Origin of the sequence: Actinomadura geliboluensis (assembly GCF_005889745.1) — a bacterium.
GTDB classification, from domain to species: domain Bacteria; phylum Actinomycetota; class Actinomycetes; order Streptosporangiales; family Streptosporangiaceae; genus Spirillospora; species Spirillospora geliboluensis.
In genome coordinates this window covers 1-13,156 of record NZ_VCKZ01000271.1, presented here as the reverse complement: position 1 = coordinate 13,156, position 13,156 = coordinate 1, and the positions used below count along the sequence as shown (strand labels likewise).

Below are 13,156 nucleotides of genomic sequence, written 5' to 3'. Positions count from 1 at the left end.
GGGAAACTGCTGCACACCTTCGTCGTCGACGGTGCCGGCCCCGCCGTCCGCGCACGGCCTACCGGACCGCCCGGTCGGCCGCATCGATGTCGAGGGCACGGTCAACTTCCGCGACCTCGGCGGCTACCGGACGTTCTCCGGCGCCCGCGTCGCGGCCGGTCTGGTGTACCGGGCCGAGGCGCTCAACCACCTCACCGACGCCGGCCTCGCGACGTTCGCGGGCTTGGGCGTCCAGCGGGTCGTCGATCTCCGCACCCCCCTGGAGGTCGCGCAGGACGGCCCGGACCGGCTGCCCGCCGACCTCGCCGTCACCCGCCGCCCGATCGGCGACACCGGGATGTACGCGGCCGTGACCGCGGCCATCGGCTCCAAGGACCCGGCCAGGCAGCAGGCCGTCCTCGGCGCGGGGCGCGGTGAGGAGATCATGCGGACGCTCTACCGCAGCTTCGTCACCGACCCGGAGTCCCGGGCGGCGTTCGGCGGGACGCTGCGCGAGCTGGCCGACGCGCCGTCCAGGCCCATGGTCTTCCACTGCACGAGCGGCAAGGACCGGACCGGATGGCTCGGCTACTTGCTGCTGCGCTCGCTGGGCGTCCCCGAGGCCACGGCCCGGCGGGACTTCCTGCTGTCGAACCAGTACCGGGCCGCCGCCGACGCCAGGACGAGAGAGGGGCTGAAGGCCGGCGGATACATGCGGGATCCCGATCTGCTGATCCCCGTCCATGAGGTCCGTCCCGCTTACCTCGACGCCGCGCTCGACCAGGTGCGGCGCTCCTACGGGTCGGTCGACCGCTACCTGCGGGTCGGGCTCGGCCTGGACGGTGGGACCCGCGCGCGGCTGTGGCGCGGGCTGCTCACCCGCTGACCTGGTCTGGCCTGGTCTGACGGGGCCGGGGTCGGGGCCGCCGGGGTCTTTCGCCCGGCGGCCCTCACCGCGTGGTGAGCCCGCCGTCGACGGCCAGTTCGGTGCCGGTGATGTAGGCCGCGGCGTCCGAGGCGAGGAAGAGCACCAGGCTCGCGACGTCCTCGGGGACGCCGGTGCGGCCGAGCGGGACGCGCGGCGCTCCGCCCGGTCCCCGCGCGACGCCCATCTCGGCGATCATGGGCGTGTCCACCATGCCGGGGTGGACCGAGTTGACCCGGATGCCGTCGGCCGCCAGGTCGAGCGCCGCCGACCGGGTCAGCCCGCGGAGCCCGAACTTGCTCGCGCCGTAGGCGGAGTGCCCGGGAAGGCCGCGCAGCCCGGCGGTGGAGGAGACGTTGACGATCGAGCCGCCCCCGCGGGCGCGCATGGCGGGCGCGACGGCCCGCACGCCCAGGAACGGCCCCACCAGGTTGACCTGGAGCATCTTCTCGAACCGGGCGCGCGTCTCCTCCTCCACGGGCGCGGTGCTCCAGATCCCGGCATTGTTGACCAGCACGTCCACGCCGCCGAACGCCTCGTGCGCGGTGCGGACCGCCCGGTCCCAGTCCTCCTGCGACGTCACGCCGTGCCGGACGAACACGGCCGCGCGGCCGATCGCCGCCGCGACCGCCCGCCCCTCCTCCTCCAGCACGTCGGCGACGACCACGCGGGCTCCGGCCGCGGCGAACATCCGCGCCTCGGCCGCGCCCTGCCCGCGCGCTGCCCCCGTGATGATCGCCGTCTTGCCGTCGAGCCGGACCGGACCGCCGCTCACGCCCGCCCGCCCTCCGCGCGGAAGTGCGGGATCACCTTCTCGCCCCACTGCCGGATCGTCTCCAGGCAGGCCTCCTGCGGCACGGTGCCCATCTGGATCAGGCACATGATCTCGTCGACGCCGATGTCGGCGAGCCGCTGCACGTACTCGATGGCGTAGTCGGCGGTGCCGTAGGCGTGCTCGGCGTTGAAGGCGCCGGTGTCCTGCGGCCGGGCCGGGATGTTCGCCTCGCTGAGCTTGGCGACCAGCGCCTCCTTGTCGCGGGCGAGCGCGGCGATGTTGTCGTCGTCCTCGGTGTCCTCGCTCGGCGCGGGGCCGTTGCCGTACCAGTGCGCGATGGCCTCGGCGAAGAAGCGCTGGCCGCGCGCGCCGATCCGGAGCGCCCGGTCCCCGTCGTCCAGCACGATGGTGGGGCACAGCGCCACGAACCGGTCGTTGGTCTCGGTGGAGACGAGCCGGTCGCCGCCGCGGGTCTCGATCGTCCGCTGGTAGAGGTCGTACATCGTCTTGACCTCCTCGGGCCCGGCGAAGCCCATGACCAGCGCGCCGACGCCGAGTTCCGCGGCGAGCTCGACGGTGTCGCGCTTGCTGCACGCCATGTACAGCGGCGGGTGCGGTGTCTGGACCGGACGCGGGAGGATCTTGGCGGGCCCGACGTCCAGCAGATCGGTGTGCCAGTCCACCTGGTCGGCGCGCCAGGCGCCGGCCAGGAAGCGCAGGGACTCCTCCAGCTGCGGATAGGTGTCGGACGGGTCGACCCCGTACATGCCCATCTCCATGCGGGTGGAGCCGCGTCCGCCGCCGAGGTCCAGGCGGCCGCCCGACAGCGTGTCCAGCATGCCGGCGCGCTCGGCGACCCGGACGGGGTGGTTGTACTTGAACGGCATGCAGACCACGCCGTGCCCGATCCGGATCCGGGACGTCCGCGCGGCGACCCAGGTCAGGAAGATCTCCGAGGCCGTCATGTGGGCGTAGCGCTCCAGCCCGTGGTGCTCGACGGCCCAGACGCGGTCGAAGCCCATCTCCTCGCCGTAGACGGCCTGCTCGACGCTGTCCAGCAGGAGCCGCCGCTCGCGCTCGGGGGTGGGGTCGGTGAGCTGGGCCTCGAAGATCATCGAGAAGTCCATCGGTCCTCCTGTATTCCGAATAGGAATATTTCTAACAGACATATTGGCGTCGCGCCACATGCCGGTCCGGCAGTGCGGCGGTAGGCTGGCCGGGTGAGCGACGAGCCCCCGAAACTTCCCCCGACGAGCTGGGCCGTGCTCGGCCTGCTGTCGTTCGGGGAGGAGCTGTCGGGCTACGACCTGAAGAAATGGGCCGACTGGAGCCTGAAGTTCTTCTACTGGAGCCCGTCGTTCAGCCAGATCTACGGCGAGCTGAAGCGGCTGGAGAAGGTCGGCTACGCCACGTCCCGGGTCGAGCTGACCGAGAGCACGCGCGGCAAGCGCGTCTACGCGATCACCGAGGACGGGATGGCCGCGGTCGCCCGCTGGGCGCGGGAGTCGCCGGTCGAGCCGCCCGTCCTCAAGCACGGCGTGATGCTGCGGGTCTGGCTCGGCCACGTGATGGAGCCCGACCGCCTTCGCGAGGTGCTGGAGCAGCACCGCGACTACGCCGACAAGATGAGCCGCCATGCCGAGGCGGACGCCGCGGGCGCCGCGACGGTGGCCGAGTGGGCCTACCCCGAGCTGGTCCTGCGGTGGTCGGCGCGCTACTACGCGGCCGAGCGCGACCTCGTCGACCAGATGCTCGCCGACCTCGACGAACTCGCCGACCGGCGGGGCGACGCGCCCGCCGCGCGCTGACCGCGCCACCGGGCCCCCGCGTCCGACCCCGCCTCCCTCGCGTGCCTTGCCCTGGCTGAGCGCTGCGCTCCTAAATACTTCGGTTAGGAATATTCCTATTAGGAGCATGGTGTGGTTCCATGTCAGGGCGCCGCCCCCGCGGCACGGCCCGAAGGAGCAGCCGATGCAGGCAGACGCGCCCGACCCCGTCCCCGACACCGTCCCCGCACTCGTCCGGCACGCCGCGCGCGTCCACGGCGACCGGGAGGCGGTGGTGGCCGAGACGGAGCGGGGCACGGTCCGCTGGACGTTCCGCCGCCTGCACGCCGAGATCGAGGCGGTGACCCGGGCCGCCATCGCCGGCGGGATCGAGCCGGGCGACCGGGCGGCGATCTGGGCGCCCAACGGCCTCGAATGGATCGCCGGCGCGCTCGGCCTGGTCGGCGCGGGCGCCGTCCTCGTCCCGCTCAACACCCGGTACCGGGGGCCCGAGGCCGCCGACATCCTGCGCCGCAGCCGCGCGAGCACCCTGTTCACCGTGCGCGGCTTCCTCGGCAACGACTACCCCGCGATGCTCGCCGCGTCCGGCGCCGACCTCCCCGACCTCCGGCGCGTCGTGCTGCTGTCGGGGACGCCCGGCGCCCCCTCGGCGGGCCCGCCCCAGTCCGACTGGGCCGGCTTCCTCGCCGGCGGCGCGGCGGTGAGCGCGGAGACCGCCCGGGACAGGGCCGCCGCCGTCCGCGCCGACGACGTCTGCGACATCGTCTTCACCTCCGGCACGACGGGGCGGCCGAAGGGCGCCATGGCGACCCACGGGCAGACGCTCCGGGTCTTCGCCGCCTGGAGCGGAGTGGCCACCCTGCGGCCCGGTGACCGCTACCTGCTGGTCAACCCGTTCTTCCACACCTTCGGATACAAGGCCGGCGTGCTCGCGTGCCTGCTCAACGGCACCACGATGCTGCCTGAGCCGGTCTTCGACGCGCGGCGGGCGGCCGAACGCCTCGCCGCCGAACGCGTCACCGTGCTGATGGGCCCCCCGACGCTCTTCACCTCGCTGCTGGAACTGCCCGGCCGGCCGCCGCACCGGGTGCGCCTGGCGGGCACCGGCGCGGCCGACATCCCCGTCGACCTGATCCGCCGCATCCGCCGCGACCTCGGCATCCCCGACGTGTTCACCGCCTACGGGCTGAGCGAGTCGTGCGGCGTCGTCTCCGTCTGCCCGGTGCACGCCGACGCCGAGACGGTCGCGCGCACCACCGGCCCCGCCCTGCCCGGCACGCGGATCCGGATCGTGGACCCGTCCGGACGGGAGCAGCCCCCCGGCGCGGCGGGCGAGATCTGCGTGCGCGGCTACAACGTGATGCGCGGATACCTCGACGACCCGGAGGCCACCGCCCGGGCCATCGACGCCGACGGGTGGCTGCACACCGGCGACGTCGGGTCACTCGACGAACGCGGCTACCTCACCGTCACCGGCCGCATCAAGGACATGTTCGTGGTGGGCGGCTTCAACGCCTACCCCGCCGAGATCGAGAACGTCCTGGTGAAGCACCCCGCGGTGGTGGACGCCGCCGTGGTCGGGGTTCCCGACGCCCGGCTGGGCGAGGTCGGCGCGGCCTTCCTGGTCACCCGGGCCGAGATCGACGCCGACCGGCTGAGCGATTGGCTCCGCGGACGGCTCGCCAACTTCAAGGTGCCACGCCACTTCCGCGTCCTGAGCACCCTGCCCCGCAACGCCGGCGGCAAGGTCGCCAAGCACGAGCTCCGGAAGCTGCTGTGAGGCCGGGTGCGCGCGGGTCAGCGCGGCCCGGGGCCCGCCGTGCGCCCGGACGCGGCGAGGGCGTCCAGGTCGGCCAGCATCTGCTCCGCCAGGTCGCGCTCCATGCCGTGGTAGCGGGTCGCCCAGCGCGCCACCAGCTCCGGATACGCCCAGGCGGGATCACCCGCGGCGGTCTCCCGGGAGCTCTCCGCCTCGGCGGCCAGCCGCTGCGCGGCGTCCCGGTGCTCGGTCACGATGTGCCGCAGCCGGCCCGCCGTCGCCAGATGCCCCAGCCAGACCCGCAGCATCGGCCCGTGCTTGAGCACCGGCGGCTCGACCGGAGCGCCCGCTGCCCAGCCCCCGAGGGCCTCGCGCCCCTCCTCGGTGATCCGGTAGAGGCGGCGGGACCGGCCGTCCTCGGCGGTGACCGTCCGCGACGCGGCGTACCGGAGGGTTTCCAGCCGCTTGAGCTCGGTATAGATCTGGCTCATGGCCGGGCTCCAGTAGAAGAACCGGAGGATGTGCCCGACCCATTTGCGCACTTCGTAGCCGGTCAGCTCCGCGCCGAACGACAGGATGCCGAGCACCGCCCACGCGGTGGCGGGCAGCCGGGCGGCGGGCGGTTCGGGGGAGCTCACCATGAGCCCAGCGTAACCATGATCGATCCCCTTCGACACAAGGAGGCCCGGGTGCCCGACTCCCGCGAGTCGCAGCTCAAGGACAAGGTCGTGATCGTCACGGGCGGCGCCCGCGGCCTCGGCGCGGCGGCCGCCGCGCGCATGGCCGCGGACGGCGCGCGGCTCGTCGTGACGGACCTGCTGGAGGACGCGGGCGCCGCGACCGCCGCGGAGATCGGCGGCCTGTTCGTCCGGCACGACGTGACCGATCCGGACGGCTGGCGGGCCGTCACCGACGCCGCCCTGGACAATTACGACCGGATCGACGGCCTGGTCAACAACGCCGGGATAGCCTCCAACTCCCTGCTGGAGAACGAGACCCTGGAGTACTTCGAGCGGGTCGTCAGGATCAACCTGACCGGGGTGTTCCTCGGCCTGAAGGCGGTCATCGAGCCGATGAGGGCGGCCGGCGGCGGCTCCATCGTCAACATCTCCTCGGCCGCCGGGCTGACCGCGCTCCCGCTGACCTCGGGCTACGGGGCGTCCAAGTGGGGCGTGCGCGGCCTGACCAAGATCGCGGCGGTCGAGCTGGGCCGCTACCGGATCCGCGTCAACTCGGTGCATCCGGGGATGACGTACACGCCGATGACCGCCGAGCACGGCGCCGAGCTCGGCGAGGGCAACTTCCCGCTCGCCGCGCTCGGCCGGGTGGGCGAACCCCGGGAGATCGGCGAGGCGGTGTCCTTCCTGATCTCCGACGCCGCCCGGTACGTCACCGGCGCCGAACTGGCCGTGGACGGCGGCTGGACCGCCGGCGAGGTCGTCATGATGGCGAACGCGGGCGGCTGAGGACGCCGTGGCCCTCGACCCCCGCGCGGCCGTCATCGCGGCCGCGATGACGGCCGGATTCCCCGAGCTCGGCACCCGGGTGACCGACGCGGCGCAGGCCCGGCGGATCCTGGCGGCCGCCCCGCGGCCGGACCTGGACCCCCTCCCGGTCGCCGCGACGGAGGACCTCCTGCTGCCCGGCCCCCATCGGCTGCCCGTCCGGATCTACTGGCCGCACGCACCGGCGCCCGCTCCCGTCGTGGTCTTCTTCCACGGCGGGGGCTTCACCCTGTGCGGGCTGGACACCCACGACCGGCCGTGCCGGGCGCTGGCCGCCGACACCGGCGCGATCGTGATCTCCGTCGACTACCGCCTCGCGCCCGAGCACCGCTTCCCCGCCGCGGCCGACGACGCCCGCACCGCCGTGACATGGGCCCGCGCGAACGCGGCCGCGTTCGGCGGCGACCCGGAGCGGCTGGCGGTGGCCGGGGACAGCGCGGGCGGGGCACTGGCCGCGGTGACCTGCCTGGACGCCCGCGACGCCGCCGGCCCGCCGATCGCCTTCCAACTCCTGATCTATCCGGTGACCGACGCGGCACAGGACACCGCGTCCTACCGGCAGCACGCGGAGGGCGGCTTCCTCACCGCGGCGGCCATGCGCTGGTACTGGCAGCAGTACCTGCCCCACCCCTCGCACGGCCTGCACCACCGCGCGTCCCCGCTCCGCGCCGCCGACCTGTCCGGGCTGCCGCCGGCCTGCGTCATCACCGCCGAATGCGACCCGCTGCGCGACGAGGGCGAAGCGTACGCCGCACGGCTGTCGGAGGCCGGAGTGCCCGTGCGGGCGCATCGATTCCCCGGAACCTTCCACGGCTTCTACGGACTCGACCACGCCCTCCCCGCCGCCGCCCGCGCACGAGAACTGGCCGCCTCCGCCCTGCGCGACGCACTCACCTGACGGCGCCGAACGTCCGGGTCGGGCGGCGGGTTCGTCGCGTGGGCGGTGCGCGAGCCCCCGCCGCGCCCTTGTCATCGGTAGTCGCGGCGCCAGAAGCGGCGTCCGGTGAGCAGGAGACCCGCGGCTCCGCCCAGAGTGAGCCCGATCGTTCCGGTGATCATGGCGATGCCGGGGACGCTCCCGTCCCCATCGGACGAGTTCTCCGCCGCCGGTGCGGACTTCACGGTGGTGGCCGGGGTTGCCCGATGGTGGTCGTGGACGGCGGGTGCGCCGGCCGGGGCGGGAGCCGGCTTGTCGGCCCCGAGCTTCGCGGCGGGGTCGGACGGGCGCGTCGAGGGGGTCCCGGAGGCGGAGCCGGTCGCGGGCTTGGAGCGGGTGGAGGCGCCGGGGGCCGCCGCGGTGCCCTTCCCGCCGAAGACGACGTCGGAGCAGGAGTAGAACGCCTCCGGGCTGTCGCTGCGCTGCCAGATGGCGTAGATGAGATGGCGGCCCTTCTTCCCGGCGGGCAGCCGGCCCCGCAGCAGGTAGGTTCCGTCGGCGACCGCCGGGTCGCTCTTGGTCAGGAACGGCTTGCTCTCCAAGTCCGCCCAGGTGAGCCGCTTGCGGGGATCGTAGCCGTCCTTCGTGACGTAGAGCTGGAACGTTCCCCGGTGGGGTGCCGTCACCTTGTAGCGGAGCGTGCGGGCGGTGCCCGCCGCCAGTTCCGTGGCGGGCCAGTCGGCCCGGGGGAGGTCCAGCCCGCGGAAGGCGGGGACGCCCGCACTGCACAGCCGGCCGTCGGGGATGACCTGCCGGTGCCGCCCGGCCGCGTCGCCCAGCCGGACGCCGTTCCAGTCGTAGAACGCCTGGCGCCCGCTCGCCGACACGGCGGCCCGGCACGCCGCCGAACCGGGCGATTCGGGATTCTGCTGGTAGCAGGCGAAAACCCGGCTCACCGGCGACTGCATCGACCCGTGGGCCAGCGCCGGCGGCGCTGCCAGCGCCAGTGCCACCACGGGCACGGCGGTCACTCCGGCGGCGGTCGAGGCGCGACGGAGGGTCGCGGCGCAGGTCTTCATCGGGCTCCCATCGGAAAGTGTTGTTCGATGGGGGCAGACGCTACCGCCGCGAATGGCAGTCCATAACTCCTCTTCAGGCATTCTTAAGCGATGCATCAGCGAAATATAACGTCGCCGCGCAAATGGTCGCCCGTGTCGTTCGGACTTGCGGAAATCGGGCTTAGGGGGCTACTTTCCCGAGTGACTCGAATTCCGTGGCGCCGTGGGGGATATGTTGCTTGTTGCGAGGACGGGCGTGTTCCTTTTCCCAGTGTCCGGCCGGCTAGCGGCGGTGGCCGGCCCGATGCTTTCTCGACCGTCCCGAACGGCGGGGCGCGGACTTCTCGGCCGTGCGCAGCCACACCTGGATCTGCGCCCCGCCCAGGGGAGAGGCGCCGATCCGCAGCGAACCGCCGGTCGTCTCGGCGAGCCGGCGCGCGATGTCCAGGCCGAGGCCGGTGGAGCCCGCCCCGCTGGCCCCGCGCCGCAGCGCCGCCTCCGGTTCGGCGATGCCCGGCCCCGCGTCCCCGAACAGCAGGCCGGCGGCGTTCCGGCCGCGGTGGACGGTGACGGAGAAGGCGGTGCCGTGCGGGGTGTGCCGGAAGATGTTGCCCAGCAGGGCGTCGACCGCCGCGGCGAGGTCGGCGGCGGCCACCGGGACCGGCACCGGGTCGTCCGGGACGAGCACGTCGAGCGCGCGGTCCTGGTCGCCGGCCAGCGCCGACCAGAAGTCGAGCCGCTGCCGGACGACCTGCGCCGCGTCGCACCGCGCGGGGACGCGGTCCTGCCGCCGCGCGGCGTCGATGATCTCGTCGACGGCCTGCTCCAGCCGTCCGAGGGCGTCCTGGCTCTGGGCCATCCGCACCGGGTCCGCGGGGTTGGCGGCGAGGCCGCTGAGGTTCAGCCGCAGCGCGGTCAGGGGCGTGCGGAGCCGGTGCGACAGGTCGGCGGCGGCCTCGCGCTCGGCGGCCAGCAGCCGCGCGAGCTGGTCGGCCATGTGGTTGAACGCCTCGCCCGCCGCGCTCAGCTCGGCGGGGCCGGCGGGTTCGACCCGCGTCGTCAGGTCGCCGCCGGCGACCCGGGTGACCGCCTGCGCGAGCCGGTCGGCGACCTCGACCACGCGGACGGCGAGCCGGTCCGCCATGGCCACCGACACCAGGACCAGCGCCAGCGCCACGAGCACCAGGATCAGCCAGGACTTCAGCACGCCCCGGCCGAACTCCGCGTCCGGGACGAACACCTCGATCACCGCGTGCCGGCCGGGGCCCAGCGTGACCGGGCGCACCACGATGGTCCCCTCCCGCGCGGAGGTGGCGAAGGAGCGCTGCTGCGCACGGGCCCTGCGCAGGTCGTCGGCGGTCGCGCGGGGGACCCCGATCGGCGGCCCGGTGGGCAGGTGCAGGGCCATCGACCCCGCGGCGCCGGCCGCGGTCGACCCGACGGCCTCGTTCAGCGCCGCCGGATCGGTCGTGACCATCAGCGCCGGGACGAGGGACTCGGCCTGCCGCACCGCCGTGCTCAGGGCCCGGTCGCGGGCCATCTGGCCGTTCAGCAGGCCCAGCGGCACCACGAACGACAGCGCGACCATCGCCGTCACGGCCGTGGCGATCCGCGCCAGCGCCCCTCTCATCCCCACCCCGTCCTGTTCTGTACCATCACGTCACCGGCGGCCGGTGTCCCTTTTAATTGCACTGGTCTGATAGAGAGCTGATAAATAGCGATGCGACGTATGCGGGTTCCGATTCGCTTCATTGCGGTCTGGGTCGCCGTCACCGCGACGGGCATGGCGATCAGCTGGGCCGGTGTGGGGGACGCCCTGCGCGGCACGGTCGTGGAGTCTCCCGATCTCGCCGCCGGAATTCCGGTCGAGACCGGTCGGCCGCCCGCCCTTCCGCCCGCGGCATCCGATACCGGGCCGTCCGTCGTCCCTCCTACGCGCGATCGGTCCACTCCCTCTCCCACTCCGTCAAAGCAGGCGGTGCGCCCTTCTTCTCCCGCCGCGTCGCCGGCGGAGAGAACGCGGACCTATGTGGTGAAGTCGGGACGTGTCGTCTACGCGCTGAACGCCAAGACGGCACGCCTCGTCTCGGCCACTCCCAAGGCCGGGTTCCAGACGAAGGTGTGGCGGACGTCCACCTGGATCCGGGTGGACCTGACCGACGGGACGCACGGCTCGACCGTGATCGCGGTCTGGAACGGCCACCCCCCGATCGTCCAGGTGAGCGAGTTCTGACACGCGCGGACGCCAGGCCGCGCGCGGTCAGTCGACGCCCACTCCCGCGGGTTCGCTGAGCATCAGCCCGACACCGCGCACCGTGTGCAGGTACCGGGGCGAGGCCGCGCTCTCGCCGAGCTTGCGGCGCAGCCACGACACGTGCACGTCGATGGTCTGGTCGTCCCCGTACGGCTGCTGCCACACCTCCGACAGCAGGTCACGGCGCCGCACCACCCGGCCGGCGTTCTCCGCCAGGAAGGCCAGCAGGTCGAACTCGCGCCGCGACAACTGCAGGGGCACCCCGTTCAGCACGGCCTGGCGCCGCTCGACGTCGATCCGGAGCGCTCCGACGACCAGCGCCTCGCGGCGCGGCTGCGTCCGCATCCGCCGCAGCACCGCCAGCAGCCGCGCGTGCAGGTGCTCCGCGGAGAAGGGCTTGACCACGTAGTCGTCGGCGCCCGACTGGAGCAGCCGGATGATCTCCCGCTCGCCGTCCCGGGCGGTGGCCACCACGACGGGCACGTCGGAGACGGCCCGCAGCATCTTCAACGCCTCGCCGCCGTCCAGGTCGGGGAGCCCGAGATCGAGCACCACCACCTCGGGCGGATGGGACGTCACCTCGCGCAGAGCGTCCAGCGCCCGGCCCGCGCTCCGCACGGAATGCCCGAGCGCGGAAAGTTCCCGGACGAGCGCTCTCCGCACATGCTCGTCGTCTTCGACCATCAAAACACTGACCACGCGCCAACCATAAACCGTCCCGATGGCATTGCACCCGCACAAAACGTCCGACGCGGACGGCGGGGTTACGGCCGCTAGGCGCGTCAGCCCTCGTCACAGCCTCGCGGGCGGCATCTCTTAAGCAGATGTTAAGCGGACGCTGACGCGATTCTAAGGGGCTTGCGCCTACCGTCATCGCCATTCCGCATTCTCCGGAGACCGCCCGCCGAAGCCGGGGGCCCGGAGAAGTTTCTCTGTTCTCGGCGTGGCGCGACGCGCTCGTTGACCGTTGCCCGGAGGTCGTCATCGAAACCAGCTCGGGAGGCCCCGACGTCGATGCCAGGGGCGCCGAGGACCGTCAGAACGCGTCCGCCGCGAGGCCGTGCGGGTTCTGCCGCCGGCCGGTTCCCCAGGCGCCGGGCGGGCCCCCGCGGCGCTTCTGCTCCGGCGGCGCCGGTCCGTCGGCGTGCGAGACCGCCGCCGCGGAGCAGCGCGCCCGGGAGATCGGCGCCCCCGGACTCACCGGGAAGGTGGCCGTCACCCGGGACCTGGTCGAACGGCTGGAGGACGCGGCGGCCCGGCTCGCCACCGCGCTCGACGGCGAGCTCACGGTCGCCGGTGTCGAGGCACGGATCGCGCAGGTCCGCGCCGAGACCTCGGCGGTCGAGGCGGAGGCCCACCGGGCGACCGAGACGGCGCGGTCCCAGGCCAGGGAGGCGCTCGGCGCCGCCGACGCGCAGCGGCGGCGGGCGGAGGACGCCGAGGCGCAGAACGCCGAACTGCACGGCCGCCTCGACGAGCTGACCGCCCGCTACGAACGGGCCGGCGGCGACCTCCGGCAACTCGCCCGCACCGCCGAGGAGACCAACGCCGCGCTGGCCGCGACCCGCCGCGACCGGGCGCAGCTGGCGGACCAGGTCACCGAGTTGACCGGCTCGCTCCAGTCGAGCCTGGAGGAGGCCAAGCACCTGCGCGCCGCTCTCGTCACCGCGCAGGCCGCGGAGAAGGCCGTCCGCGACCAGGCCGCGACGATGGCCGCCGAACTGCGGCAGCAGCGCCTCCGCGCGGACGAGATCACGGCCGAGCGCGCCGCCGCCCTCCAGGACGCGAGCCGGGCACGCGCGGAGGCGCAGGCCGAGCACACCGCGCGCGTCAAGGCCGAGCAGCAGGCCCGCGACGCCCGCGACCAGATCAAGGACGCCCTGCTCCAGCGCGACCGGGCGCTGGAGAGCACCCGCTCCGCCCACGAGCGCCTCGACCAGACCAGGACCGCGCTGGCCGAACAGCAGGCGGAGGCCGCCCAGCAGGCCCGGCTCGCCGGCGAACTGCAGGGCAAGGTGAGCATGCTGATCGCCGAACGGGACGCCGCCCGCACGGAAGCCGAACGGGCCCGCCGGAGCATCGACCAGTTCATCACCGACCAGCGGCGGGGAGCCGAGGCCGCCGAGGGTGTCCAGCACCTCAGAGCGATCGGCCCGCAGACGACCGGCCGCCAGGAGGGAACGGGACAGCCGGACGGAACCGTCTCGATCCTGCACCGCCGCCCGCCAACCGGAACC

The 13,156-nt window shown here is 73.8% G+C and carries 13 protein-coding genes and 1 pseudogene; 7 read left to right on the top strand and 7 right to left on the bottom strand.

The window, feature by feature from the left end; genetic code table 11:
* A partial coding sequence (locus tag ETD96_RS29985; RefSeq protein WP_138639852.1) for a tyrosine-protein phosphatase occupies positions 1–865 on the top strand: 865 nt, incomplete at its 5' end.
* A gap of 64 nt (positions 866–929) precedes the next feature.
* On the opposite strand, the gene ETD96_RS29980 is transcribed toward ETD96_RS29985, so the two are convergent.
* Together ETD96_RS29980 and ETD96_RS29975 are read right to left on the bottom strand one after the other, a co-directional pair.
* Complete coding sequence (locus ETD96_RS29980) at positions 930–1,679, bottom strand: glucose 1-dehydrogenase (RefSeq protein ID WP_138639851.1); 750 nt, start codon at positions 1,677–1,679, stop codon at positions 930–932.
* Positions 1,676–2,806 carry an LLM class flavin-dependent oxidoreductase gene (locus tag ETD96_RS29975; protein WP_138639850.1) on the bottom strand — a complete coding sequence of 377 codons (1,131 nt, stop codon included), beginning with the start codon at positions 2,804–2,806 and terminating at the stop codon, positions 1,676–1,678. The genes ETD96_RS29980 and ETD96_RS29975 overlap by 4 nt, the downstream gene beginning before the upstream one ends.
* Positions 2,807–2,899: 93 nt before the next feature.
* On the opposite strand from ETD96_RS29975, the gene ETD96_RS29970 reads away from it, so the two are divergent.
* On the top strand, positions 2,900–3,487 hold the full coding sequence (locus ETD96_RS29970) for a PadR family transcriptional regulator (protein WP_138639849.1): 588 nt from the start codon (positions 2,900–2,902) through the stop codon (positions 3,485–3,487).
* A gap of 163 nt (positions 3,488–3,650) precedes the next feature.
* Positions 3,651–5,246 (top strand): FadD3 family acyl-CoA ligase, encoded by a 1,596-nt coding sequence (locus tag ETD96_RS29965; protein ID WP_138639848.1) that lies wholly within the window; start codon positions 3,651–3,653, stop codon positions 5,244–5,246.
* 17 nt (positions 5,247–5,263) lie between these two features.
* Here ETD96_RS29965 and ETD96_RS29960 read toward each other — a convergent pair whose 3' ends face one another.
* Positions 5,264–5,866 carry a PadR family transcriptional regulator gene (locus tag ETD96_RS29960; protein WP_138639847.1) on the bottom strand — a complete coding sequence of 201 codons (603 nt, stop codon included), beginning with the start codon at positions 5,864–5,866 and terminating at the stop codon, positions 5,264–5,266.
* Between the two features lie 48 nt (positions 5,867–5,914).
* Here ETD96_RS29960 and ETD96_RS29955 point away from each other — a divergent pair, with 48 nt between their 5' ends.
* Both ETD96_RS29955 and ETD96_RS29950 read left to right on the top strand, forming a co-directional pair.
* Positions 5,915–6,691, top strand: coding sequence for a glucose 1-dehydrogenase (locus ETD96_RS29955; protein WP_240808323.1), 777 nt, complete (start codon positions 5,915–5,917; stop codon positions 6,689–6,691).
* Between the two features lie 7 nt (positions 6,692–6,698).
* On the top strand, positions 6,699–7,628 hold the full coding sequence (locus ETD96_RS29950) for an alpha/beta hydrolase (RefSeq protein ID WP_205719516.1): 930 nt from the start codon (positions 6,699–6,701) through the stop codon (positions 7,626–7,628).
* A 71-nt stretch (positions 7,629–7,699) separates the two neighbouring features.
* Here the strand turns inward: ETD96_RS29950 and ETD96_RS29945 are convergent, their stop codons facing one another.
* The gene (locus tag ETD96_RS29945; protein ID WP_138639845.1) at positions 7,700–8,686 is read right to left on the bottom strand and encodes a lytic polysaccharide monooxygenase auxiliary activity family 9 protein; all 987 of its coding nucleotides are present in this window, start codon (positions 8,684–8,686) and stop codon (positions 7,700–7,702) included.
* 262 nt (positions 8,687–8,948) lie between these two features.
* Positions 8,949–10,295 (bottom strand): sensor histidine kinase, encoded by a 1,347-nt coding sequence (locus ETD96_RS29940; RefSeq protein ID WP_138639844.1) that lies wholly within the window; start codon positions 10,293–10,295, stop codon positions 8,949–8,951.
* Between the two features lie 402 nt (positions 10,296–10,697).
* On the opposite strand from ETD96_RS29940, the gene ETD96_RS29935 reads away from it, so the two are divergent.
* Positions 10,698–10,898: a hypothetical protein gene (locus ETD96_RS29935; RefSeq protein ID WP_138639843.1), complete on the top strand. Its 201-nt coding sequence runs from the start codon at positions 10,698–10,700 to the stop codon at positions 10,896–10,898.
* 27 nt (positions 10,899–10,925) lie between these two features.
* On the opposite strand, the gene ETD96_RS29930 is transcribed toward ETD96_RS29935, so the two are convergent.
* Together ETD96_RS29930 and ETD96_RS29925 are read right to left on the bottom strand one after the other, a co-directional pair.
* Positions 10,926–11,618 carry a response regulator transcription factor gene (locus tag ETD96_RS29930; RefSeq protein WP_205719515.1) on the bottom strand — a complete coding sequence of 231 codons (693 nt, stop codon included), beginning with the start codon at positions 11,616–11,618 and terminating at the stop codon, positions 10,926–10,928.
* Between the two features lie 337 nt (positions 11,619–11,955).
* Entirely contained in the window at positions 11,956–12,138 is a 183-nt protein-coding gene (locus ETD96_RS29925) for a hypothetical protein (protein ID WP_138639842.1), read from the bottom strand.
* Here ETD96_RS29925 and ETD96_RS29920 point away from each other — a divergent pair.
* Positions 12,128–13,156, top strand: a pseudogene (locus ETD96_RS29920) (hypothetical protein); the annotation flags it as partial. The gene ETD96_RS29925 and the pseudogene ETD96_RS29920 sit on opposite strands and share 11 nt — an antisense overlap.

What these genes read in the sequence shown, in the direction of transcription:
- ETD96_RS29960 (WP_138639847.1), bottom strand. Translation starts at nt 5,866, where the DNA reads ATGGTGAGCTCCCCCGAACCGCCCGCCGCCCGGCTGCCCGCCACCGCG.
- ETD96_RS29940 (WP_138639844.1), bottom strand. Translation starts at nt 10,295, where the DNA reads ATGAGAGGGGCGCTGGCGCGGATCGCCACGGCCGTGACGGCGATGGTC.
- ETD96_RS29945 (WP_138639845.1), bottom strand. Translation starts at nt 8,686, where the DNA reads ATGAAGACCTGCGCCGCGACCCTCCGTCGCGCCTCGACCGCCGCCGGA.
- ETD96_RS29965 (WP_138639848.1), top strand. Translation starts at nt 3,651, where the DNA reads ATGCAGGCAGACGCGCCCGACCCCGTCCCCGACACCGTCCCCGCACTC.
- ETD96_RS29975 (WP_138639850.1), bottom strand. Translation starts at nt 2,806, where the DNA reads ATGGACTTCTCGATGATCTTCGAGGCCCAGCTCACCGACCCCACCCCC.